This window comes from Bacillus sp. LBG-1-113 (assembly GCF_020708615.1).
GTDB classification, from domain to species: Bacteria; Bacillota; Bacilli; order Bacillales; family Bacillaceae; genus Bacillus; species Bacillus mojavensis.
This window is the reverse complement of sequence record NZ_JAJFDG010000001.1, coordinates 642,240-666,405: the sequence shown is the minus strand read 5'-3', so window position 1 is coordinate 666,405 and position 24,166 is coordinate 642,240. Positions and strand designations below refer to the sequence as shown.

The window sequence follows — 24,166 nt, the reverse complement described above, 5'->3', positions numbered from 1 at the left end:
TACATTTTGCATAGCGGTTCTTCATCCTTCTCCCATCCAGACTTTCACTGTCGGCTTCAGCTTAAACTGAATCCACCGCGTACATATGCACACGGGTCACGGGCTCTAAAGCGTATGTCGCTTTACTACCGCCGGTCGGGATTTCCACCCTGCCCCGAAGGATACAATCTTTATTCATTTGTCCTTAATGGCTATTATAGCGGTCCTTTCTTAAGTACGCAATGAAATAAACTTACAATTTGAGAAATCGAAAAAACACCCATCGTGCGAAAGGTGTTTTTTTAGTTAATCATTTATTTTTGCAACCTTGATTAAACCGTCGATCCGCTTTGATTTGCTGAAGTACGCCTTGATCTTATCGCCTTCTTTTATATCAGACAAATCTTGATTTAATTTTTTTCCGTTGAAGATGATCTTTGTGCCGTTATCTGCTTCTCCATGATATTCTGTTCCGTCAATTTTTGTCACTTTATATTCTTGGATTGTATACTCTTCTTCTTCGGAGGACAAGGTTTGTCCAATCGCTGTCGGAACGTCCTTCAGTTCCACACCATTTATGTACATATAACCCCCTGCAAGTAAAACCAGAAGTACTAACAGAATGGTAATCTTGGTTTTTATTCTTCCCATTTTTAAAAAACCTCCAGCCAATATGAATCTATTCATTCATATGAGTTATTCCTTTTTTTCATGAATAAAAAACCGTAAATTCTCGTAAATTATTAATATAACGATGCATAACGGGAATATGTTTCACATTTCTTCAAAAATTTCTTTTCTATAGATATACGAATTTATGTTCTGGTTTTAGGGGATGCATGAGAAAAAGAATAAAAAAGCAGTTCCTTTTCAGGAAACTGCTTATACTTAGTTGGTTTTACGAATGTCGTTAAATGGGAAGAAAACAAACTTTGACGTACCCGCAATTTGTTTTTTCGTAAAGAGTCCAAGCCCGTTTCGGCTGTCCATTGAATTTCGGCGGTTATCCCCCATAACAAAATACTTGTTATCAGGCACTTTGATCGGACCGAAATCATCAGTTAGATGGTTAAAACCTTTATTTTTGGCTTGCTTTTTATTTGCCTTCAAATAAGGCTCAGCCACTTTTTTCCCATTGATATAAAGCTGGTCGTTTTTCATTTCGACTGTGTCTCCGGGCAGGCCGATCAGCCGCTTGACATAGTGGACATCATCCCCGTTTAGCACGATGATATCCCCTCTCTTAAACTCGCCTATGTACTTAACTGTCATATTGACAAATACCCTTTCATGGTCATGAAGGGTAGGCTCCATGGACTCACCATCAACGACATACGGCGCAAAAATAAAATTGCGGATGAGTAATGCCAGAACAACTGCGATAATAATCGCTTTGGCCCATTCAAATATTGATTTTTTCCTAGAAACGTTTTCCGATTTCAACTGATTTCCTCCAATAAACAACGGTCTTCAATTTATGTTATCACGAATCGATAAGAAATCCCATTAGGACCATTGAAGCGAATTTTCACATCTATTCATTCTCCTGCCAAAATCAATTTGTTCCCATTTCCTTATGAAATCGGAAGAAGAATCAATCAGCCTCCAAAGAACAAATCCAATATATTGCCGGCAGTTGAAGTTTCTTTATTGTAAAACTCCGAATATCCGCATTTCTTGCAGTAGACGACGAGAAAACGGTTATGCTGCACATCAAACAACTTTGACAATCCGGTTCCGGTTGTGGCAATTTCTTTTTGGCCAGCTTCAGTGCTTCCGCATTTTATACAGCCCTTGTTGTTCATCAAACGTAGCCCCTTTTCAAAAAAATAACATTGATATTATTTCATTTTACTACAAGTGCCTTTTGGGATGAAACATGTCAACTTTAAAATTTGTTTAAATTTTTCCCATGGGTGGTATCTGACGACAAGGAATGCTCTGCCTATTTGAGCTTATCAAAATCAGTGTTTTGGTGATGAACACAGTTATGATTTACAATCAATCGAAACATAGCTATAGGATTCACCTCGAATCTCTCAATGCCTTCTATATCTACCTGGTAATCCCGAAATCCTTGAAAACGTCTGTTTGTTTCCTGTCACAACCAGATCAGGCTGTAAGCGAAAAGAAAAAGCTCCCTCATATCGGGGAGCTTGCTGTCTGCCTATTAGCCTTCTACGCGAACTTCTTTCATCACGTCACCGTTAGACATGTTTTTCGCGAATTCTAAACCGCTTGTTACTTTGCCGAATACAGTGTGAACACCGTTTAAATGAGGCTGCGGCTCATGGACGATGAAAAATTGGCTGCCGCCAGTGTCTTTTCCTGCGTGTGCCATAGAGAGTGCGCCCGCTTCATGTGTGTGCGGGTTTCCTTCTGTTTCACATTTGATTGTGTATCCGGGACCGCCTGTGCCAGTACCATGCGGGCATCCGCCTTGGCTGACGAAGCCTGGAATGACTCGGTGGAATGTGAGGCCGTCGTAAAACCCTTCGTTTGCAAGCTTTTCAAAGTTTGCAACTGTACCCGGTGCTGCTTCCGGATAAAGTTCAAATTCAATTTTGTTGCCGTCTTCTAATAAAAAGTAACCTGTTTTCAATTGTATGCCCACTTTCTTTATTTTAATTTTCAAAGGAAAGATTTATGTATCATCTATTATGGCTTGTCTCTCCTTGTCGCGGCTATTATACCACACCTTTTTTGGGAAAACGACTCTCCCGGCTTTTCTCCAAAATAAAAATGAAACCTGAACCTCTCTATTTCCGTCTAACCTATCGGAACTGTATTTTTCATCATGATTCAGGTCCTCGCAAAGCAGCTTTTAACTGTTGCTTGTGAAATGAAGGAGGTCAACTGCTTTGAAAAAAATATGGATTGGAATGCTGGCAGCGGCCGTTTTGCTGCTGACGATTCCGAAAGTCAGTCTCGCGGATGCCGCAGTCGGAGATGTCATCGTGACACTTGGCGCAAATTTGTCAGAATCAGATAAGCAAAAAGTGCTTGATGAAATGAATGTCCCTGATAATGCCACAACCGTAACCGTGACCAATAAGGAAGAACACGAGTATTTAGGAAAATATATACCGAGTGCGCAAATTGGCTCAAGAGCGATTTCGTCATCGTCTATTACCATTGCCAAAAAAGGCTCCGGATTGAATGTTGAGACACATAATATCAGCGGCATTACGGATGAAATGTACCTCAATGCCTTGATGACAGCCGGCGTTAAGGACGCGAAGGTTTATGTTACCGCTCCGTTTGAAGTGTCCGGTACTGCGGCTTTGACAGGCTTGATTAAAGCATATGAAGTTTCTTCTGACGAAGCGATTTCTGAAGACGTTAAGCAAGTCGCCAACCAAGAGCTTGTGACGACCTCAGAGCTTGGTGACAAAATCGGTGACGAAAATGCGGCTGCGCTGATTGCAAAAATAAAAGAAGAGTTTGCTAAAAACGGTGTGCCTGACAATAAAGCCGATATTGAGAAAAAAGTGGATGATGCGGCTTCCGATTTAAACGTCACACTGACAGACAGCCAAAAGGATCAGCTTGTATCCTTGTTCAATAAAATGAAAAATGTTGATATCGACTGGGGACAGGTCGGTGACCAGCTTGATAAAGCGAAAGATAAGATTAGTAAATTTTTAGACTCGGATGAAGGCAAGAACTTTATCCAGAAAGTCATTGATTTCTTCGTTTCCATCTGGAATGCGATTGTTTCTATATTCAAATAATAAAAAAAGCGCCGAATTTCCGGCGCTTTTTTTATTGCTTCACACTCGTTTTAAATGGCAGATCCAGTTTCACAACATCCTCGTACGTTTCTCGTTTTACGACTAAATGTGCCTCTCCGTTTTCTACAAATACAACGGCCGGCCTTGGAATTCTATTATAATTATTGGCCATGCTGTAGCCATACGCACCTGTACAAAAAACAGCCAGCAGATCTCCTTCTTTTATTTCCGGCAGGTCTATATCCCAAATGAGCATATCTCCGCTTTCACAGCATTTGCCGGCAATCGATACCGTTTTATCGTGCGCTTCTCCGATGCGGTTAGCTGTAACGGCTTCATATTTTGCCTGATAAAGAGCCGGACGGATATTGTCGTTCATTCCTCCGTCAACAGCCACATACTGCCGGACACCAGGCACTTCTTTTTGGGAACCGACTGTATAAAGTGTTGTCCCTGCGTCTCCTACAAGTGAGCGGCCCGGTTCGATCCAAATTTCTGGTATGTCAAATCCATAGCGGGCTGCATTAGTTTTGACAGCATCGATAATCTTCTCTACATATTCAGTGGCATGAAGCGGTTCATCTTCTTCCGTGTAACGAATGCCAAAACCGCCCCCAAGGTTCAGTACCTTTGAAACAAATGAGTAAGTTTCTCTCCATTCATCAAGTTTTTTGAAGATTTTTTCTGCCGCTAGCACGAAACCAGCTGTATCAAAAATTTGTGAACCGATATGGCAATGAACCCCCAGCAGCTGAATGTGTTCTGACTGTAAAACCTGTTCAATCGCCTGTTCAGTTTGTCCGTTATGAAGGTCAAAACCAAACTTTGAATCTTCCTGTCCCGTTGTAATGTAGTCATGCGTATGTGCTTCTACCCCGGGGGTGATCCGCAGGAGAACATCGATTGAGTAGCCAGTTTCTTTGCACAAGTCTTCAAGAAGCGAGATTTCATAGAAATTATCAACCACAATGCAGCCGATACGGTGTTCAAGTGCCATTCGCAGTTCTTCCCTGCTTTTGTTATTTCCGTGGAAGTGGATGCGCTCCGCCGGGAATCCCGCTGCAACAGCTGTGTAAAGTTCTCCTCCAGACACGACATCTAAGGAAAGCCCTTCTTCCTCAGCAAGCTGAATCATCGCAACAGAAGAGAATGCCTTGCTCGCATACGCGACCTGCGCTGTCAGACCTGCAGTTGTAAATGCCAGCTTAAAGCTTTTAGCACGCTCACGTATTAAAGCCACATCATATACGTAAAGAGGCGTGCCGTATGTTTCAGCTAAATAGAGAGCGTCCACACCTCCAATTTCCAAATGCCCATGTTGATTTTGTCTGCTAGTGCCGTGTAAGAACAATGTCATTCCCTCTTTCTCCGCTTATGGGTGAAAAGGACAGTTTTATGGACCGTCCTTTCATAATTAAGACATACATTATCATACTCTTCAGTCAGTTTCAATGCGATTATGAATTAGTAGGCTGCCTTAAGCGATTTCTTGGGTGAACAATGCTTGGTCTTACATTCGCACCAGGTTTCGCCGTGCGAATCAGCACCTGCCACAGCGCCTTTCCGTTAAACGGAATGAGCGGCCATAAGTATGGAGTTTGAAGGGATTTTATGCTGGCCATGGCAATAATTAGCACAGTAAATCCTATAACGAGCCCTTTTACATGAAAGAGCGCCACTAATATCATTAGTGTAAGACGGGCCATTTTATTTGCCAGGCTTAATTCATAGCTTGGCGTTGTAAAGGTTCCGATAGCGGCAAGCGAGACATACAGTATGACTTCAGGAGAGAACAGCCCCACATCTATGGCAATTTGCCCGATTAGAACTGCGGCAATTAATCCCATTGCGGTAGATAAAGCGGTCGGTGTGTGAATAGCCGCCATTCTGAGAAACTCAATTCCTAAATCAGCTAAGAAAATTTGCAGAATGATCGGGATGTGCATATCTTTATTTAATCCGATAAATTTTAGATTCTCTGGCAGCAGTTCCGGTTGAAGAACAAAGAGGAACCAGATGGGAAGAAATAAAGTAGAAGCAAGAATGCCGAAAAATCGCACCCATCTTAAGAAGGTTCCCACAGAAGGAGCCTGTCTGTATTCCTCAGCATGCTGAACATGATGGAATAAGGTTGTCGGCGTTATAATCACACTCGGCGATGTATCTACTATAATCACGACATGGCCTTCAAGTACATGATTGGCCGCCACATCGGGCCTTTCTGTATAACGGACGAGCGGAAACGGGTTGTAGCTTTGTTTGATAATAAACTCTTCGACTGTTTTGTCTGCCATTGTTAATCCGTCTACATCAATGGCGGCAATTTCTTTTTCCACGATATCAACCAGATCCGGATCTGCAATGTCTTCTATATAACAAATGCTCAGATCCGTTTTTGAACGCTCGCCAACCTTTGTCATTTTGACACGAAGGCGTTCGTCCCTGATCCGTCTTCTGAGAAGCGCTGTATTGACGACGATATTTTCAACAAATCCGTCTCTGGCCCCCCTGACGACCTTTTCCGTATCCGGTTCTTCCGGATTTCTTCCCGGATAGCTTCTGACATCGATGATAAAAGCAAATCCTGCATCTTCGACAATGACTGCGACTAACCCGGACAGCACTTGGTCGGTGGTTTCATCCAGCGTTTTTACTTTTTCGACCTGAGCGTTGAGCAGCCTGTTTTCAACGATATCGACCAGCTCTTCAGGGTCCTCTTTTCCTGTCCGGTTGTTAATCGCAACAAGCTCTCTCATTAAGTGAATGATAAAGGCAGTGTCACATAATCCATTCAAATAGTACAGCTGAACTTCTCTGTCTAAAATGGTAAGCTTGCGAACACCTACATCATAGCTGATACCCATTCCGACGCGATTTTTAAAATAAGCTTCATTTTTGTCCGGATTCCGATAAACCCGGATTTTCTCTTCCTTTTTGTCCGGCATGATACCCGCTCCTTTCTAAAATAAACTCGACCGCTTTCATGGTGATTGGCGAACCTTTCGAGATATCGTCTTTCCTGCCCATTTTGCCAATATCCCCGATACCGACGATAAGCGGCAGATCAAGTTTATCAAGGCAATAAACCGTATCTCCGTTCATTCTGTGTTCATCAAATTCCCTCTCTCCGATTTTATCCACGCCGTATTCTGTTATCTCTCCATTGCGGTCAATGCTTACGTCAACCCTAGTCCACTCAGCCTGATGGGTTTTAGACGCTACCGCAATTACACCGAGCACTTCAATTGCCGGATGGGTGGCCACATAGGTCAGAGCGGTTTCTCCCGGTCCCTCTCCTTGAAGGCCGGAGTCGTCAAACATGACAAATACAGGGTCATACGGCGCTGATGTAATCAGCCTGACAAGCTCGGCACCGCTGCGGGTGGAGGGATTGCCTTTTGATTGAGAAATACATCTCCCTCCAACTCGTCTTGCGGCGTATTCAATTGTTTTAGCGGCATACACATCTCCGTCTGTTACCAGAATGACCTTGCGTTTTGTCGTCATCTCGGCATTATCCTTTCGGTTTAAAAATAACAGCAACGATAAAGGCGAATAGAATGGCTGCTGAGATACCGGCAGATGTCAGCTCGAATATCCCCATACCGATTCCGATAAATCCGTGTATATGTGCCTGGTGCATGGCACCGTGCAGGAGACTGTGGCCAAAGCTGACAATCGGAACCGTGGCGCCTCCTCCAGCAAACTCAATAAATTTATCGTAAATGCCAAAACCATCTAAAATCGCCCCGATGACGACAAAGGATGTCATAACATGGGCAGGCGTCAATTTAAATATGTCCAGCAACAGCTGCCCGACAATACAAATAGCGCCTCCGCAAACAAAAGCCAAAAGATAGTCCACTTAAGATGCACCTCCTGCACGTTCAAATACAACCCCGTGTGCGATGGTCGGAATGGTTTGTTTTTGCTGGATCATGGTCGGGCTTAACAGCGCCCCGGTTGCTACTACGAAAACACGGTTTAATTTTCCTTCTTGCAGCTGCTTGAAAATATGTGAGTAGGTTACAACCGCGGAACAAGCGCATCCGCTTCCTCCGGCAAACACCTGCTGGTCCGGTGTATAAATTAGAAGCCCGCAATCATCATGTTTAGTGCCGACCGGATATCCCTCTTCTTTCAGGATATCTTTCACAATAGGAGAACCGACGCCGGAAAGGTCTCCCGTCAGGATAAGATCGTAGTCGTCTGCTGTGCGGTTCATGTCTTGAAAGTGCTGTTTAATGGTATCAGCAGCAGCAGGAGCCATGGCTGATCCCATATCAAACGGGTCGGTAATTCCTAAGTCAGCCACCTTCCCTACAGTTGCACTTGTAATTTGAATATCACTTGGTGTTTGACTGATGACAACCGCACCGCTTCCAGTTACAGTAGAAGTCGCAGTATCCGGTTTTTGCCCGCCGTATTCCGTCGGATAGCGGAACTGTCTTTCGGCCGTGGCATTGTGACTGCTCGTAGCAGCAATCGCCCGATTTGCAAATCCGCCGTCGACTAAGGCAGATGCAACAGCAACTGTTTCCATTGATGTTGAGCATGCGCCAAACATGCAAAGAAACGGGATTTTCAGATGCCTTGCCACATAGTTGGCTGTGACATTTTGATTCAACAGATCGCCTGCAAGCAAAAGATCAATATCATCTTTTTTCAAATTGTTTTTTTGCAGCGCCGTATTAATAGCGTCCTCCATTAGCTGCCTTTCAGCCATTTCCCAGCTTTTTTGATTACAGTGCATGTCGTCATAGGTTCTATCATATAAAGAACCGAGCGGACCGTCTTTTTCCTTAGGCCCTACTGCTGTTCCCGCTGCATTGACAAATAAGGGATGCTCAAACACCCAGGTTTGCTTTCCTGTTAATTTCATTTCTTTCTCCTCCTATGACATCAGTTTCTCAAAAGCAAACCGAATCATTCCGACGATGTAAGCAGCCACAACACCAAATACGATGACGTTTCCCGCCAGTTTAAACATGTTTGTCGCCACTCCCAATACTAAACCTTCGCTTTTATACTCAAGAGCCGCACTTGCCATACTGTTGGCAAAGCCGGTGACAGGTACAGCTGATCCTGCGCCTGCAAACTGGCCAATTCTGTCATAAATACCCAATCCGGTAAGCAATGCTGACAATAGAATCAGCGTCGCTGCAGTAGGGTTTCCTGCCGTTTTTTCGTTAAAATTAAAAAAATGGATATAAAAATTCTGCAGACCTTGCCCGATCATGCAGATCAAACCGCCTACAAGAAAGGCTTTTACACAGTTCCATACGTAAGGCGGCTTTGGCTGATATGTTTTTACTTTTGATTTGTAGTTTTCTTTTATGTTTGTCATATTGAAACCTCCTTATGGATGATGAATAAAATACAGCCAATGAAATAAAGATCCCGCGATTTTCCCAATGACAATGGCCATTAATAGAATAATGATTTTACTTCTGAGGCCGATTCGTTTAGCCAAGATCGGCAGGACATTTAACACTTCTGTCAGCGCGGCTGCAAGCATCCCGACAAATACTCCGGCCAACAGCCCGACCGGTATGGCAAGCCATTTTGATAAAAAGAGATGGTGCATATGCAGTGTTTCCCATCCCCCGCAAACCGCACCGAGAATAACAGCCGCTTCATAAGCTTGAACAAATCTCATCGTTTTGGTGAGCTGCATCAGACGCGGAATGATTCCCATCACGGTTAAAAAAGCCACGAAACCAGCCCCGACCGTGATGCCCCCGCCGAGCCCGACAAAAATGATGAACAATACACTAACGATCATGCAGATCCTTTATTGTTTCTTCATTTTCATGCATGGCCACATATTGATCGAGATCAAGCTGATAGTTAAACATTTCAACCTCTAGCGGGCTGGGCTCTTCATTAAGGCGCTTTTTAAAAATGTGGTTAAAAAACACGATCATCCCCAGTCCCAAACCGATGCTGTAAGGGATTTGAAGTAAATATGGATAGTCATTCCGCTCTCCGGTTATGATTTCATATAGTGCAATATGAACATCCCCCATGCTGACATCCTCATGGAAATTCATGATGGCTAGGCACGATCCGATAAACAGCAGCAGCCAGACACCAATAAAAAGAACGGTTGATATGTGCCGTTTCTGATATTGAATTTCAACAATGGTTTCAGCTCCGCCCACAGTTTGAACGTCAAGAGTGGGATCCTGCTGATGAATGGCTTTGAGCACTTTTATGATATCCAGAATTACGATATTTTTATCTTTTTCGCTCACCTGATAAAGCGGCATAGCCGAGAGTTTCTTTTTCAGCTGATGCTGCCCTTCTATTTGCGCGGCATCCCCGACCGTTATGATATCCCCCGGATGTGCCAAAACTCGGTGGCGAAGCCTGATAAATAGTCGTCGTTCCATCATTGATCACCATCTTTCGGTGGTTATATATGTAGTATGTGGTTCGATTTTGTTCTCATTCATCCGCTTGAAAAGACCATAAATTACCACGCTTTTGCAAAACAAAAAGCCAGCCTGCAGTGACAGACTAGCTTTCCGTATGATCCATTTGAACCTTGATCTGCTTTAATATTTTCTTTTCAAGCCTGGATACCTGCACCTGGGATATCCCCAGCCGCTCAGCAACTTCTGACTGCGTCTGATCTTTATAATACCGAAGATAGACGATTAATTTTTCTCTTTCTTCTAAATCGCTTATGGCCTCTTTCAGCGCAATTTTGTCAAACCATTTCTCTTCTGAGTGATCAGCGATTTGGTCAAGAAGGGTAATTGGATCTCCGTCATTTTCATAAACTGTCTCATGAATCGAAGACGGAGCTCTTACTGCCTCTTGGGCAAGCACGACATCTTCAGCTTCAATTTCCAAATGTTCGGCGATTTCCTGTACGGTCGGCACCCTGCCCAGTGTTTTTGAAAGTTCATCTTTCGCTCGGCGGATTTTGTTGCCAAGCTCTTTTAATGATCTTGACACCTTGACAGTTCCGTCATCACGGATAAAACGCTGGATTTCGCCGATAATCATCGGCACTGCATATGTCGAGAACCGCACATCATAGGTTAAATCAAATTTATCAACAGATTTTAACAGCCCGATGCAGCCAATCTGAAAGAGGTCATCAGGCTCATATCCTCTGTTTAAAAACCGCTGTACGACAGACCAAACAAGACGCATGTTTTTTTCTATGAGGAGGTCTCTTGCCTGCTGGTCGCCATCTTGGCTCTGTTTGATTAATTCTTTTACTTCATGGTCCTTCAGCTGAGCGTTCTTACCGTTTTTCTTAACCTCCACATCCATAACAAATCTCCTTAATTACAAAGCGCTTTGCTTTTTGATAAGTGCTTTGTTAAGCGAATCGTTGTCCCCATTTCGGGTGATGAATCGATACTGACATCATCCATGAAGTTTTCCATAATGGTAAAGCCCATTCCAGAACGCTCCAGCTCAGGCTTTGTCGTGAATAAAGGCTGGCGGGCTTCTTCCAGATCTGTAATGCCGAGCCCTTCATCACGGATGGTCATATATACGACATGATCTTCCAGCGTCACCGAGATATATACTTTTCCATCGCCATTTTCTTCATAGCCATGGATGATGGCGTTCGTCACCGCTTCTGACACCACAGTTTTGATCTCAGTGAGTTCATCCATGGTCGGGTCAAGCTGCGCAATAAATGAAGCAACTGTCACACGTGCAAACGATTCATTTTGGCTGAGGGCGGAAAATTCAAGGTGCATTTCATTTTTCATGATGCCACCCCCAGTGTGAGCAGTGCCTGCTGCTCAGATTGTTCAAAGCGAATAATTTTAAACAGGCCAGACATATCAAACAGCCGTTTCACTGCCGGAGAGATGGCGCAAACGACCATTTCCCCGCCAATTTGCTTAATTTGTTTGTATCTGCCTAAAATAACGCCAAGCCCCGAACTGTCCATAAAGGAAAGGTCCTCCAGATTCAGCACGATATGACGAATATCATCCTTTTCCAATGATTCCGTTACTTTTTGTTTCAGCGTTTCAGCCGTATGGTGATCGAGTTCGCCTGTTAATCGAATACAAAGCACTGATTCTTTGACATGCATGTCAATTCCAAGGCTCATGCTCATTCCTCCTTGATATGATCGGATAATGAGTGTTTCGATTTCGGGGGAATGAATTCCTTCACCGTGACAAAACTAGTGATCATTCGGCATAATTACTTAAATTTTGTCCAATCTCCCATCGCCCTTTTTAAAAACGTTAAGTATCCGGCTTTTTCCATATCATCTTTAGCAACGACAGGACTTTCTGCAAGCACTTTTCCGTCCTTTTTCAGCACCAGCGTGCCAAGCTCTTGGCCTTTTTGAACCGGAGCGCTTACATTGTTGTTCATTTTAATTTCTTTTTTCACATGTTTCATATCCTCGCCTTTTTTCGTCAATACGGAAATCGGTTCAGAAGTGGTGAGTTCTATCACTTTTTGTTTCCCTTTTTTGACCTTTGCTTTTGCTACCGTTTCATTTCGCTTGTATAAAGGATGTGTCTCATATTGGCTAAAAGCATAATCAAGCATCTTTGTGACTTGCGCATTTCTTTCCTTAGGCGTGCTTGCCCCGAATACAACGGCAATCGCCCGCATGTTCCCTTTTTTAGCCGAAGCAGTCAGGCAGTATTTCGCTTCTCCTGTATAGCCAGTTTTTACGCCGTCTACACCAGGATAAAATTTGATAAGCCGATTAGTATTCACTAACCAAAACTTTTTATCTGTGTTTTCACGTAAGTAATCCTCATACGTACCTGTGAACTTGGTGATTGATTCATATTTCAATAATTCCTTAGCCATAATTGCCATGTCATAAGCCGAGCTGTAATGCCCTTCCTCGGTCAAGCCGGTCGGGTTTTTAAAGGATGTATCTTTTAATTCCAGCTCTTTCGCTTTTTTGTTCATTTTTTTCACAAATTCATCCTCGGAGCCTGAAATAAATTCTGCCATCGCTACAGATGCGTCATTTCCAGATGCGATCGCAATTCCCTTAAGCATTTCTTTAACGGTCATTTCTTCCCCGGGTTCAAGAAAAATCTGTGATCCGCCCATTGAAGCCGCATGTTCGCTCGTACGGACCTTATCACTCATTTTGATTTTTCCTTCGTCTAAGGCTTCCATGATTAAAAGCATCGTCATAATTTTTGTCATACTTGCAGGCGCCAGTCTCTCGCGGCTGTTCTTGTTGTAAAGCACTTTACCAGTATCACGTTCTATCAGCACCGCAGACTTGGCTTCATGAGCAAGCTCCGATGTATGTTTTCCGTCTTGTTTTGCAAATGCGGACGGTGCAAATGTAAGCAGCATCATACCAATCAACAAAGTGGATAAAAGACGTTTCATCTCAAAAGCCCTCCATTTCATAATCCTTTTTATTTTTTCCAAGCTGAATGGTTTTATACACCACTGTTGGAAAATGTTTCGGGACTTTTTCGACATAAAAAAAACAGCTGTTTCACTTAGAAACAGCTGTCTTCTTATCTTTTCTGGATTCCATTTTTATTCGTACTTAGCAATTACCGCCTTCACAAGCTGCAAGAATCCGGCTTTCACCTTTTCTGTCACTTCCATGACTTCGTCGTGAGATAAAGGCTGATCCAAAATTCCGGCTGCTGCGTTCGAAATGCAGGAAATGCCGAGTACACGGAGACCCGCATGGTTTGCCACAATTACTTCCGGTACGGTAGACATGCCGACTGCATCAGAGCCCATCGTTCTTAAAAAGCGCACTTCTGCCGGTGTTTCGTAGGAAGGACCTGTCACAGCAGTATACACACCTTTTTGAATTGGAATGTTAAGGTCTTTCGCCATTTTTTCAGCCAGGCTGGAAAGATCTTTATCATAGGCTGACGACATATCAGGAAATCTGGCGCCGAAATCTGCTTCGTTTGGCCCGATTAATGGGTTTGTCCCCATAAAGTTGATGTGGTCTGTAATGATCATTAAGTCTCCCGCACGGAACTCAGTGTTTACGCCCCCTGCCGCATTTGTCACGATCAAAGCCTCGACACCAAGCGCTTTCATGACGCGAACAGGAAAAGTGACTTTTTCCATTGAATAGCCTTCATAGAAATGAAAGCGGCCCTGCATGGCGATGACACTAACTCCCTCAAGTGTGCCAAGCACAAGCTGTCCGGCGTGTCCCTCAACCGTTGATACCGGGAATTCCGGGATATCCTCATATTTTAACTTAACAGGATTTTCGATTTCATCAGCCAAAATACCAAGACCTGAGCCTAGAATAAGGCCGATCTTTGGTGATTCAGGCAAGTTTTGCTTAATAAAAGCGGCTGCGCGTTCGATTCTGTCTTTCAAGAAACAGTCCCCCTATTGTAATAAAGATAAAAAGCTTTTACCATATTTCGGTTTTTTTGTTTGGAAATTATCCGCGATGGTTGCACCGATATCAGCAAATGTATCTGCAAGCGGCAGCATTTGCGCTTTCTTATGTTTTTTGCTGTATGCAAGAATCGGCACATACTCGCGTGTATGGTCTGTTCCATGATGAATCGGATCATTGCCGTGGTCGGCTGTAATGATTAACAGATCATCATCTTTCATTTTTTCGAATACTTCCGAAAGACGAGCATCAAATTCTTCAAGTGCGCGTCCGTAGCCTTGAGGATCACGGCGATGGCCGTATAAGGCGTCAAAATCAACAAGGTTTGCAAAGCTCAGACCCGTAAAGTCTTCTCCGAGCGTGTCAACCACTTTGTCCATTCCGTCCATATTGGATACCGTTCTGCGGGAAGACGTAATTCCTTCACCATCATAAATATCAGAGATTTTTCCGATTGAAATGACATCTAAGCCGCTGTCTTTCAATTCATTCATCACAGTGCGGTCAAACGGCTTAAGCGCATAGTCGTGGCGGTTTGGCGTCCGTTTGAAATGTCCCGGCTCGCCGACGAACGGCCGTGCGATTATGCGGCCTACCATATATTTCGGATCAAGTGTCAGCTCTCTCGCCGTTTCACAAATGCTGTACAGTTCTTCAAGCGGAACGACTTCTTCGTGAGCGGCAATTTGCAGTACAGAGTCAGCTGAAGTGTACACAATTAATGCGCCTGTCTCCATATGCTCTTCACCGAGTTCATCCAAAATAGCTGTGCCAGAAGCCGGCTTGTTTCCGATAATTTTGCGGCCCGATCTTTTTTCCAGCTCCTGAAGCAACTCATCAGGAAAGCCTTCCGGGAACACTTTAAACGGTTTATCAATGTATAAGCCCATGATCTCCCAATGGCCTGTCATTGTATCTTTGCCGTTTGACGCTTCTTGCATTTTTCCATAGTACGCGAGCGGCTGTTCTGATTTTTCAACGCCCTTGATATCACCAATAAGACCAAGGCCGAGTTTTGCCATATTCGGCATATGTAGTCCGTTCATGTGCTCAGCAATATGCCCGAGCGTATTGGCGCCTACGTCATTAAAGTCGGCGGCATCTGGCGCTTCGCCAATTCCGACTGAATCCATTACGATTAAAAACACACGATTATATTTGTATGCAGGCATCCTAAAAGCCTCCTTTTTTCTATACGTCTATTGTATCTCCTAGAGGTCTGACAACTCAAGTATAAACCGTTTTCATTCCCGTTGACAATGCATTTGAAAATAATGAGAAACTTCATTATTTTCTGTCGGTCCTAAAGAAAAAAGCCGCAGCCCGCTGCGGCTAGGCGCGCGGATGGTACTGCTTGTACACATCCTTCAGCCTTGTTTTCGTCACATGCGTATAGATTTGCGTCGTAGATATATCCGCATGGCCCAGCATTTCCTGCACCGCTCTTAAATCAGCCCCGTTTTCAAGCAGATGCGTTGCAAATGAATGCCTGAGTGTATGCGGGGTGAGCTCTTTTTTGATTCCAGCTTCGAGCGCGATTTTCTTCAGATTTTTCCAAAACCCCTGGCGGCTGATCTGCTTTCCGTGATGATTTAAAAAGAGAGCGTCAGACACTTTGTTCTTTAGCAGTTTCCCGCGGGCTTTCGTCATATATTCTTCAATAGCAGAAGCAGCGGTTTCACCGATCGGCACAATCCGCTCTTTCCTCCCTTTTCCGAAGCAGCGGACAAATCCCATTGACAAATGGACATCCGTCGTTTTCAATTCGATCATTTCACTGACCCGGATACCTGTGGCATAAAGCAGCTCCAGCATCGCTTTATCCCGATAGCCAAAAGGGCTCGTAAGCTTAGGCGTGTCCAACAGCCGTTCAACCTCGTTCAGCGCCAGCACTTTTGGAAGCACCCGTTCCGTTTTTTGTGTTTCGATATGTACGGAAGGGTCTTTGTCCGTCACCTTTTCCCTAAGCAAAAATTGATGAAAAGAGCGAATCGATGCCAAATGCCGCGCTGAAGTCTTTCCGGATTTCCCCGACTCCTTCAAGTGCTTCAAATATTGGATAATATGTATACGGGTCACATCGTTCCAATTGTTGACATGAAGGGTTTCTGTTAAATAAAGAGAATAGCTTTTCAAGTCACGCTCATAGGATACGACCGTATTTTGAGAAAGCCCTCTCTCTACCATGACGTAGTGGATGAAATCCTTTATTTGATCTTTCACTCTAGATCTACTCCCCGTTTTGGTAAAAAAAGATTAACCGGTCAAACCATCCGCCTTTTTCTTCCGCATCCATTTCAACAACTTTTACGGCGGAGCCTTCCGGTTTATCGTACCGATGATAGTTTTCATACTCTTGATTTACCCATATCATAGCATAATAGAAGAGAGCGGTAAAACCTGTGAACAGTATAAAAACCTTCAATGTGTCAACAGCCGTTTTTAGGAATCTTCCCATGTCCCAATCGATCCTTTCTCTATGGTTCCTGTTATTTAAACCATATGCCAAACCAGAAAGGATTTATACGTCGAAACAGCAAAAAACCCTTTCCCCAAGAGAAAAGGTTCGAGCCCGGCATCGACTATTCCGTATCGTTTCCGTTGCAGCGGTGGCAAATGCCGTGAAACGTCAATCTATGATCTTTAATCTTAAATTTCCAATCACGTTCAATGACTTCTTCTACGTCTTCAAGCAAATCTTCTTCAATTTCATCAACGGCTCCGCACTCCATGCACACCAAGTGGTGATGAAAGTGAGCTGCACCCTCCTTACGAAGATCGTAACGGGACACGCCGTCTCCAAAGTTAATTTTATCAACGACTTTTAATTCAGTTAGTAATTCAAGCGTACGGTATACTGTTGCGAGACCGATCTCAGGAGATTTCTCTTTTACGAGGAGGTATACATCTTCTGCGCTTAAATGGTCTTCTTCGTTTTCAAGCAGCACTCTTACTGTCGCTTCACGCTGAGGCGTAAGTTTGTAGCTGGATGAGTGCAACTGTTTCTTAATTCGATCAATACGGTTTTCCATGTCTTTCCCTCCTACGCCGCATTCCATGACTCATTATAACAAAATAAGCGCGGAGTTCCAACTATAATTATTATAAACTGATAAATAAAATGATTTTCTTTTAATAATGTTTTTAAAAAAGTCGCGATGTCAGCTTTTCCATCAAAACTGGCGACATGTATGCTTCAAAGAGAGACGAGATCAGCGCTAAAAATAAAATGATCAGGAGAACAATGGCATATCGCCCGAACCACTGGATCGGCGCATCATGCAGACTTCGTTTGACGAACAGCTGCCTGATCAGCTTTAAAGAAAAGGCAATCGCACACGTGCCCATAATGAGGTAAGCCGGAATAAGCAGCACATTTTGCGGCAAAACCGAGACAAAGGATAAGAAAAAACCGCTGATTCCCATCTGGTTGACGAGAAACCCAACAGTAAATCCGACGACAATTCCTTTTAGAAAAATCATAATGAAAATGATAGGCATGCCAATCACAGAAATTCCTAAAATCCACATCAGCCCTAAATATTTTACATTATGAAAAATACTTTGCCAAAACATATCGGATGAGCTAGCCTGTTTTCCGTCTGATAGCTGTCCAAAAAATTGGCTTAAATAATAATATAAATCTTCTTTCTGGCTGATCGTCATGCTGTTGACAATGATAGCGCCAAAAATCACACCCATGAAAAACAGGACAGACACAAATATATAAAGTGAGAGATGATCCTTTACATGTCCGAGAAACATGTCCTTATAAGAAATTTTCCGCATATCGTTTCCTCCCGCCCGCTCTATTGATTTGATTTAATAGATTGTATGAAAGAAACGGAAAAACATGCTCTTTTTCAAAAAGAAACGATAGAGATTGCTAGGCGGCTGTTTCGGACATAAAAAAATCCCTATCATCAAATGCATTTTGATCATAAGGATTTTTGTGTTTATGCTTTCTTTTATTCAATATGTCTTGTTTGCTTTTTGCCATTCTTTCATGCGTGCTGAAGGATGGAGAACTGCCTCTTGATAATAAGGCGTCCCGTCCACTGTTTCTAAGCAGATGCTCCCGTTTTCTTTTCGCTCGGCTTTTTGCCATGTTGATCACTCCCTATTTCATTTTGATTCATTATAGCAAATGCAACCTGTTATTAAAATGTATTGAACCAGTAAGTAAAAACAGCACCTGTCATGCCAGGTGCTGTTTCATTTTAATGTTTGACCGCTGTAAGAGCGGCGCGTTCAACGGCGGCAGTCACTTCGTGATGGACCTTTGAATCCAGCGGCTGCGGAACCACATCGCCTGGCTTTGTGCAGGCTGCAATGGCCTCTGCTGCCGCCACAAGCATATCGTGATTGATCTCCTTGCTTTTGGCATTCAGTGCGCCTCTGAATATACCCGGGAAGCCAAGCACATTATTCACAGAACGCCCGTCAGCTGCATACGCTGCGCCGGCCTGCAAAGCAGCCTCAGGCTCTATTTCCGGCTTCGGATTGGATAATGCCAAGATGACCTGGCCAGATCGTACGAATTCAGGTTTAATTAACCCAGGAACTCCTGTTGTGGCAATGACAATATCACATGTTTCCATTAACTCTTCGATACTTGCAGCTGTCTGTCCGCCGTATTGCTCAAGACGACTCATCGCCGACTCTGATTTGTCTGTACCGCATACAGCTTTGACGCCGTAAGCCATAAACATCCGGCAGATGGCTACGCCCGCTGCGCCGAGGCCGATCTGCCCCACTTTTGCTTCTTTCAAGTCAACACCCGCGCTTTTACATGCCGAAATGGCAGCTGCCAGCGTAACGACAGCTGTTCCATGCTGATCATCGTGCATGACAGGGATACTGAGTTCCTCTTTTAGGCGATCTTCAATTTCGAAGCAATGCGGTGACCCGATATCCTCAAGCAGGATGCCGTTAAATCCTGGTGAAATATGTTTTACCGTATTGATGATTTCTTCAGGATCACTTGTATCCAGCAAAATCGGGATACCGCTGATCCCTGCCAGCTGATCAAACAACGCTGCCTTTCCTTCCATAACAGGCATTCCCGCCACAGCGCCGATGTTTCCAAGGCCGAGAATCGCTGTTCCATCGGTTACAATTGCGACCGAGTTGCTGATTGTCGTGTAGATATCAGCCTTTTCAGGTTCTTTCTCGATCAGTCTGCAGACGTCTGCTACCCCAGGAGTATAGACGCGCCCGAGCTCTGCCAGCGAACGGATTGGCATTTTGCTTTTCATTTGAATTTTTCCGCCTTCATGGGCAGACAGGACTTCATCAGATACCGTGTGAAGCCTGATCCCTTCGCCAAGAGCCTGAACAGCCATGATCACTTCCTGAAGCTGTTCTTCGTTTTCCACTTGCACAGTAATATTGCGCATCGTGTAATTGGGTCCGACTTTAACCGTCTCCACATCACCAATGTCTCCGCCCAGAAGGCCGATTGCTGTTGCCACTCTTCCGAGATTTCCGGGAACCGAAGGCGTTTCTATCATCAGTGTCCGAATCATGTGTTTCGCTATCATTCAGTGATCCTCCCCTTAGCCAAGTTTTTCAGCTTGAGCTGTATCGTTTTTCGTATACCATATACATTTTCCTGTATAACCGTAGATAATGGCAAGACCTATTGCGACAAAACTGAGCCACATAAACGGCAGATAAGAGAAGGTAGAAACTCCTAAAATCCCGGCCATGTAAATGCCGTTATCAGACCAAGGCACCATACCTGAAGTCAAAGTTCCTCCGACCTCTGAATTACGGGATAGAACTCTTCTGTCCAGATGCAAACGGTCATAGCTGTCTTCCATGATCTTCGGTGTCAAAATAAGAGATACATACATGGCACACCCGAAGATGTTCGCCAAAAATGCTACAATCAGCGTAGATAATGTCACATTGCCTGCTGATGTCAATTTTTTTTCAAACAATGAAACAATGACTTTTAACACACCTAGCTTCTCAAGCAACCCGCCAAAGCCTAGGCCAAAAATAATCACGACGAGAGAACCGAGCATGCCTACGATGCCTCCGCGGTTTAAGAGGCCGTTTAAAAATTCAACATCTGTTTTAATAGAGAAGCCGTTGTACGCTGTTGCAATCGCATCCGCGAAATTCATGTCTTGGAAAACAGCAGCCCAGACAGCGCCAAGCAATGCACCAATTACGATAACCGGCATAGACGGCTTTTTCATCGCTAATAAGACAATAACAACAACAGCCGGAATCAGCATCCAAATATGAATGTCAAATGTATTCTGCAAAGAAGATTTCAAAAATTCAACTTTGTCGAGGTCAATATTTTTCCCGCCGTACATAAATCCTACAGCTGTAAAGAGAATAGCCGTAATCACATATGCTGGTATTGATAAATAAAGCATCGCTCTGACGTGAGCCAATACATCTACTTTTGATAATGAAGAAGCCAGAACTGTACTGTCAGACAGAGGAGACAGCTTGTCCCCGAAGTAAGCTCCGGAAAGAATGGCTCCAGCTACAAGAGGAAGCGGAATTCCGAGGCCTTCACCAATTGCGATCATGGCGATGCCGGCTGTTCCTACTGTTCCCCATGACGTTCCTGTCGCCACAGACATAATAGAACAAATAATTAATGTTGCGAGTAAAAAGATACTAGGATGAATAAATTCTAATCCATAATAAATTAAGGTCGGCACGACGCCTCCGGCGATCCATGTTCCGATGAGCGCTCCGACTGAAACGAGAATCAGAACGGCTTCGAGACCATTTGATATTCCGCTTAGAATCGCATTCTGCAAGTCTTTATAAGAATAACCCAGTCTGACTCCTAGAATCATTGCAATAAACCAGGAAATAAAAAGTGCAAGCTGTATCGGCAAGTCCATAAAGACTGTAAACGACATAACAAGTGCTAAAAATGCTCCTAGTACGATAATAATTTCAAATAGTGTTGGCAATCTTACATCCTTCAAAAGAAGTCCCCCTTAATAAAAAAGCTAAAACGCTTTCAATAAATAGTGCAACACGTATACTATACTTCCTCATCCCTATGCTTGTAAACAGCTTATTCACCCGGCTATTCACAGATGAATAAGCTGCATTTTGTTTAAATTTTATTTTTCTAATAGCTCTTTTCCAGCAATTCCTGGCTTTGTCATCTCGTATGGATTTAAAATGATATCCAATTCTTCTTCTGTCAGCACATCATGCTGAAGGCAAAGATCACGGACGGATTGGCCTGTCATAATCGCTTCCCTGGCGATTCGGGCAGCCGCTTCATAACCAAGATGCGGATTCACAGCGGTAATAACTCCAGCGCTTTTTTCTACGTATTGCTTCAAGCGTTTTTCATTAGCTTCAATGCCTTTCAAGCAATAGTCAGTGAAGGAACGGAACCCATTGTTCATGATGCTGATCGATTGCAGCAGATTAAAGACAAGCACTGGCTCCATAACGTTTAATTCAAGCTGACCTGCTTCTGAAGCTAGGCAGATGGTATTATCGTTTCCAATCACCTGGAACGCAATTTGGTTAATGAGCTCCGCCATAACCGGATTGACTTTACCCGGCATGATGGATGATCCCGGCTGGCGGGCAGGCAGAGAAATTTCCGCAAGTCCGGCGCGCGGTCCCGATGCCATTAAACGAAGGTCGTTTGCGATCTTCGACATGTTCATCATGCAGACTTTTAATGATGCAGAAACCTCTGTGTAAGCGTCTGTATTTTGCGTTGCATCGACAAGATGGTCAGCGCCGACAAGAGGCAGTCCGCTAATATCAGCAAGATGTTTAACAACTTGTTTGATATATTCAGGATCGGCGTTCAGTCCTGTGCCGACTGCAGTAGCGCCCATGTTGACTTCATACAGGTGCTGCCGGGATTGTTTAATACGTTTAATATCACGCTCAAGAACACGGCTGTATGCTTCAAATTCCTGGCCGAGGCGAATCGGAACAGCATCTTGAAGGTGAGTCCGTCCCATCTTAATAACAGAATCAAATTCCTGGGCTTTTTGTTTAAACACAACATGCATGTCTTCCATCGTCTTCAGCAGTTTTTCCAGCAGATTCAGTGTGGAAATATGAATGGCTGTCGGAAATACATCGTTTGTTGATTGTGACATATTAACGTGTGTGTTTGGGCTTAAATGGATGTATTCTCCCTTTTTATGACCCATGATTTCAAGCGCGCGATTTCCGATGACCTCGTTCGCATTCATGTTCATGGATGTACCAGCTCCGCCTTGAATCGGATCGACGATAAACTGGTCGTGCCACTTGCCTTCCAGAATCTCGTCAGCGGCTTGTACGATAGCTTGGCCAATTTCTTCATACAGCCGTTTTACATCCATGTTTGCAAGTGCGGCAGCTTTTTTTACAATCGCCAGCGCGTTAATCATTTCTTCATGGATTTTATATCCCGTAATCGGAAAGTTTTCTGAAGCACGCAGCGTTTGGATGCCGTAATAGACATCTGCTTCAATTTGTTTTTCTCCAAGGAAATCTTTTTCCACCCGGTATTCTTTTTGGCCGTTTAACATAATCTTTAACCTACTTTCTCTATAATGGTTATGGTTTTAGCGAAATTTACAGGACAACGTCATCGGCAATCGGTGTTTCCATAATTCTTTTCACGATCGGCAAATCTGAGGATTGGCCCAGTGCCCACATTAATTTCGGAACGATTGCTTCTGTATTCATGTTTCTAGAGCGGATAATTAAGTCCTGATTGACTCTGCGGCCGACTTCGTAAATGCTCATATCTTCGCCTTCTTCCAAGCATTGAGTCGTAATGACGACAACAATGCCGCTGTCAATCAGTTCATTAACTTTGGACAAAATGTCTCTGCCTTCAAATGGAACGCCTCCACTGCCATAACTTTCGATGACAATTCCTTTGTACATGCTTTTCAGAGCGTCCAGCATTTCCGGCTTTAAGCCCGGATGCAGTTTGAGCAGACAAACATCTGTGCATAGTGAAGTGTCAACTGTGAAGGCGTCGTTCTCAGGTTCCGTTACTTGTTTGTTGTATTCAATCCCGTCTTCTGTAATAAAAGCGATATATGGATAATTGATGCTTTCAAACGCGTCATAGCTTTTCGTTCTTAACTTGATCGCACGTGTTCCCTGGATGACTCTGCCGTCAAACACAACGTAAACCCCACCTACGCCTTCACAGGCAAAGCGAATGGCATCTGTAATATTTTTTTTGGCGTCTGTCTTTTGAAAGGTAATCGGAATTTGCGAGCCTGTAATCACAATCGGCTTTTTAGCATGCTGCAGCATATAAGATAATGCGGCAGATGTATAGGCCATTGTATCTGTACCATGGGTAATAACAAACCCGTCATAGGCATCATAATTTTGCTTAACAGCTTCCGCTATCTCCACCCAGTATTCAGGCTGCATATTGGTGCTGTCTATATTCATAAGCGATTGGGTTTCCATCGTGTAATCGTTATCAAGTTTTGATACGTAACTTAACAACTCGTCAGCCTTCACCCCCGGGGCAAGCCCGTTTTCCCCTTCAACTGAAGCGATCGTTCCCCCAGTTGTCAACATCAATAATTTTTTCATACCATACACCTCTTCACTATATCTAAAGATGGGTTTGCGAGAAGGCATTCGCTTTTCGCATACTTTTAATGCAATTATAGACACGGAAAATAAAATACGCAAGACATTATTATTCAATTCGCGTACACTTCCGAATACCTATATGATATAATCAGCTCAAGTTGAAAAAGGAGCGGAAGTCCATGAATTTAGATCGTTTAACTGAATTGAGAAAAAAGAAAAATTGGTCGCTTCAATATACGGCTGACCTCCTGGGTATCGCAAAAAGCACATACGCGGGATACGAGTCAGGCTACCGCCGCCCTTCGCTTGAGGCCCTGGCAATGCTGGCAGACCTTTTTGATACAACCTGCGATGATCTCTTAGGCCGCACAAAGCAAAAGCAGACTGCTCCTCAGACCATTGAATTGACCACGTGGAGCAGCCTTGACATTGCTGTTGACGGCAAGCCGCTGTCTGAAGACGAAATAATACAGCTGATCACCTTTATCCGGACAAAGAGAAAAGTTCAGGAGGAACTGAGTTAATT

29 protein-coding genes and 1 riboswitch are annotated in these 24,166 nt (G+C 43.8%); of the genes, 2 read left to right on the top strand and 27 right to left on the bottom strand.

Annotation, left to right across the window (positions count from 1 at the left end; translation table 11 throughout):
- Positions 1-20: 20 nt before the first annotated feature.
- Positions 21-166, bottom strand: a riboswitch (FMN riboswitch).
- Positions 167-285: 119 nt separating this feature from the next.
- The 4 genes from LJF29_RS03580 to LJF29_RS03565 all read right to left on the bottom strand — a co-directional run bounded on the left by LJF29_RS03580 (position 286) and on the right by LJF29_RS03565 (position 2,581).
- Positions 286-630, bottom strand: a complete 345-nt coding sequence (locus tag LJF29_RS03580; RefSeq protein ID WP_168748154.1) for a hypothetical protein — start codon at positions 628-630, stop codon at positions 286-288.
- A gap of 237 nt (positions 631-867) precedes the next feature.
- The gene (sipS, locus tag LJF29_RS03575; RefSeq protein WP_168748155.1) at positions 868-1,422 is read right to left on the bottom strand and encodes a signal peptidase I sipS; all 555 of its coding nucleotides are present in this window, start codon (positions 1,420-1,422) and stop codon (positions 868-870) included.
- 155 nt (positions 1,423-1,577) lie between these two features.
- Positions 1,578-1,784: a zinc ribbon domain-containing protein gene (locus tag LJF29_RS03570; RefSeq protein WP_010334793.1), complete on the bottom strand. Its 207-nt coding sequence runs from the start codon at positions 1,782-1,784 to the stop codon at positions 1,578-1,580.
- Between the two features lie 365 nt (positions 1,785-2,149).
- A complete protein-coding gene (locus tag LJF29_RS03565) occupies positions 2,150-2,581 on the bottom strand; it encodes a peptidylprolyl isomerase (RefSeq protein WP_003223931.1) in 432 nt (143 codons plus the stop codon).
- A gap of 259 nt (positions 2,582-2,840) precedes the next feature.
- Here LJF29_RS03565 and LJF29_RS03560 point away from each other — a divergent pair, with 259 nt between their 5' ends.
- Positions 2,841-3,713, top strand: coding sequence for a DUF1002 domain-containing protein (locus LJF29_RS03560; RefSeq protein WP_059336647.1), 873 nt, complete (start codon positions 2,841-2,843; stop codon positions 3,711-3,713).
- 31 nt (positions 3,714-3,744) lie between these two features.
- Here LJF29_RS03560 and lysA read toward each other — a convergent pair whose 3' ends face one another.
- The 23 genes from lysA to ansA all read right to left on the bottom strand — a co-directional run bounded on the left by lysA (position 3,745) and on the right by ansA (position 23,637).
- Complete coding sequence (gene lysA / locus LJF29_RS03555) at positions 3,745-5,064, bottom strand: diaminopimelate decarboxylase (protein WP_229147575.1); 1,320 nt, start codon at positions 5,062-5,064, stop codon at positions 3,745-3,747.
- A 106-nt stretch (positions 5,065-5,170) separates the two neighbouring features.
- Positions 5,171-6,658: a spore germination protein SpoVAF gene (spoVAF, locus tag LJF29_RS03550; protein ID WP_010334796.1), complete on the bottom strand. Its 1,488-nt coding sequence runs from the start codon at positions 6,656-6,658 to the stop codon at positions 5,171-5,173.
- Positions 6,603-7,220 (bottom strand): stage V sporulation protein SpoVABEA, encoded by a 618-nt coding sequence (gene spoVAEA, locus LJF29_RS03545; protein WP_010334797.1) that lies wholly within the window; start codon positions 7,218-7,220, stop codon positions 6,603-6,605. Before spoVAEA ends, spoVAF begins: the two co-directional genes overlap by 56 nt.
- 7 nt (positions 7,221-7,227) lie before the next feature.
- Entirely contained in the window at positions 7,228-7,578 is a 351-nt protein-coding gene (spoVAE, locus tag LJF29_RS03540) for a stage V sporulation protein AE (RefSeq protein WP_003230467.1), read from the bottom strand.
- The gene (gene spoVAD / locus LJF29_RS03535) at positions 7,579-8,595 is read right to left on the bottom strand and encodes a stage V sporulation protein AD (protein WP_229147005.1); all 1,017 of its coding nucleotides are present in this window, start codon (positions 8,593-8,595) and stop codon (positions 7,579-7,581) included. It lies immediately after the preceding gene.
- Positions 8,596-8,607: 12 nt separating this feature from the next.
- On the bottom strand, positions 8,608-9,060 hold the full coding sequence (spoVAC, locus tag LJF29_RS03530) for a stage V sporulation protein AC (RefSeq protein WP_010334799.1): 453 nt from the start codon (positions 9,058-9,060) through the stop codon (positions 8,608-8,610).
- 12 nt (positions 9,061-9,072) lie between these two features.
- The gene (spoVAB, locus tag LJF29_RS03525) at positions 9,073-9,498 is read right to left on the bottom strand and encodes a stage V sporulation protein SpoVAB (protein WP_229147003.1); all 426 of its coding nucleotides are present in this window, start codon (positions 9,496-9,498) and stop codon (positions 9,073-9,075) included.
- Entirely contained in the window at positions 9,488-10,108 is a 621-nt protein-coding gene (spoVAA, locus tag LJF29_RS03520) for a stage V sporulation protein SpoVAA (protein ID WP_229147001.1), read from the bottom strand. Before spoVAA ends, spoVAB begins: the two co-directional genes overlap by 11 nt.
- Before the next feature lie 127 nt (positions 10,109-10,235).
- Positions 10,236-11,003 (bottom strand): RNA polymerase sporulation sigma factor SigF, encoded by a 768-nt coding sequence (gene sigF, locus LJF29_RS03515; protein WP_010334802.1) that lies wholly within the window; start codon positions 11,001-11,003, stop codon positions 10,236-10,238.
- 11 nt (positions 11,004-11,014) lie between these two features.
- Positions 11,015-11,455, bottom strand: coding sequence for an anti-sigma F factor (gene spoIIAB / locus LJF29_RS03510; protein WP_010334803.1), 441 nt, complete (start codon positions 11,453-11,455; stop codon positions 11,015-11,017).
- On the bottom strand, positions 11,452-11,805 hold the full coding sequence (gene spoIIAA, locus LJF29_RS03505; RefSeq protein ID WP_010334804.1) for an anti-sigma F factor antagonist: 354 nt from the start codon (positions 11,803-11,805) through the stop codon (positions 11,452-11,454). Before spoIIAA ends, spoIIAB begins: the two co-directional genes overlap by 4 nt.
- 95 nt (positions 11,806-11,900) lie before the next feature.
- Positions 11,901-13,070 carry a D-alanyl-D-alanine carboxypeptidase family protein gene (locus LJF29_RS03500; protein WP_010334805.1) on the bottom strand — a complete coding sequence of 390 codons (1,170 nt, stop codon included), beginning with the start codon at positions 13,068-13,070 and terminating at the stop codon, positions 11,901-11,903.
- 156 nt (positions 13,071-13,226) lie between these two features.
- Positions 13,227-14,042: a purine nucleoside phosphorylase I, inosine and guanosine-specific gene (locus tag LJF29_RS03495; protein WP_229146999.1), complete on the bottom strand. Its 816-nt coding sequence runs from the start codon at positions 14,040-14,042 to the stop codon at positions 13,227-13,229.
- 12 nt (positions 14,043-14,054) lie between these two features.
- On the bottom strand, positions 14,055-15,239 hold the full coding sequence (gene deoB, locus LJF29_RS03490; protein ID WP_229146994.1) for a phosphopentomutase: 1,185 nt from the start codon (positions 15,237-15,239) through the stop codon (positions 14,055-14,057).
- A gap of 160 nt (positions 15,240-15,399) precedes the next feature.
- Complete coding sequence (xerD, locus tag LJF29_RS03485) at positions 15,400-16,290, bottom strand: site-specific tyrosine recombinase XerD (RefSeq protein ID WP_229146993.1); 891 nt, start codon at positions 16,288-16,290, stop codon at positions 15,400-15,402.
- Between the two features lie 7 nt (positions 16,291-16,297).
- On the bottom strand, positions 16,298-16,525 hold the full coding sequence (locus tag LJF29_RS03480; RefSeq protein WP_010334808.1) for a YqzK family protein: 228 nt from the start codon (positions 16,523-16,525) through the stop codon (positions 16,298-16,300).
- A gap of 124 nt (positions 16,526-16,649) precedes the next feature.
- Positions 16,650-17,099: a ferric iron uptake transcriptional regulator gene (gene fur, locus LJF29_RS03475; protein ID WP_010334809.1), complete on the bottom strand. Its 450-nt coding sequence runs from the start codon at positions 17,097-17,099 to the stop codon at positions 16,650-16,652.
- A gap of 112 nt (positions 17,100-17,211) precedes the next feature.
- Positions 17,212-17,856, bottom strand: a complete 645-nt coding sequence (gene spoIIM, locus LJF29_RS03470; protein ID WP_010334810.1) for a stage II sporulation protein M — start codon at positions 17,854-17,856, stop codon at positions 17,212-17,214.
- Between the two features lie 97 nt (positions 17,857-17,953).
- Complete coding sequence (locus LJF29_RS03465; protein ID WP_229146991.1) at positions 17,954-18,175, bottom strand: hypothetical protein; 222 nt, start codon at positions 18,173-18,175, stop codon at positions 17,954-17,956.
- Between the two features lie 112 nt (positions 18,176-18,287).
- Positions 18,288-19,610 (bottom strand): NAD-dependent malic enzyme, encoded by a 1,323-nt coding sequence (locus tag LJF29_RS03460; RefSeq protein ID WP_229146989.1) that lies wholly within the window; start codon positions 19,608-19,610, stop codon positions 18,288-18,290.
- 15 nt (positions 19,611-19,625) lie between these two features.
- Complete coding sequence (gene mleN, locus LJF29_RS03455) at positions 19,626-21,032, bottom strand: malate-H+/Na+-lactate antiporter MleN (RefSeq protein ID WP_010334813.1); 1,407 nt, start codon at positions 21,030-21,032, stop codon at positions 19,626-19,628.
- 141 nt (positions 21,033-21,173) lie between these two features.
- Entirely contained in the window at positions 21,174-22,601 is a 1,428-nt protein-coding gene (gene aspA, locus LJF29_RS03450; RefSeq protein ID WP_229146988.1) for an aspartate ammonia-lyase, read from the bottom strand.
- A 46-nt stretch (positions 22,602-22,647) separates the two neighbouring features.
- Entirely contained in the window at positions 22,648-23,637 is a 990-nt protein-coding gene (ansA, locus tag LJF29_RS03445; protein WP_229146986.1) for an asparaginase, read from the bottom strand.
- Between the two features lie 182 nt (positions 23,638-23,819).
- Between ansA and LJF29_RS03440 the strand changes: the two genes are divergently transcribed.
- Positions 23,820-24,164, top strand: a complete 345-nt coding sequence (locus tag LJF29_RS03440) for a helix-turn-helix domain-containing protein (RefSeq protein WP_229146985.1) — start codon at positions 23,820-23,822, stop codon at positions 24,162-24,164.
- Positions 24,165-24,166 lie beyond the last annotated feature (2 nt).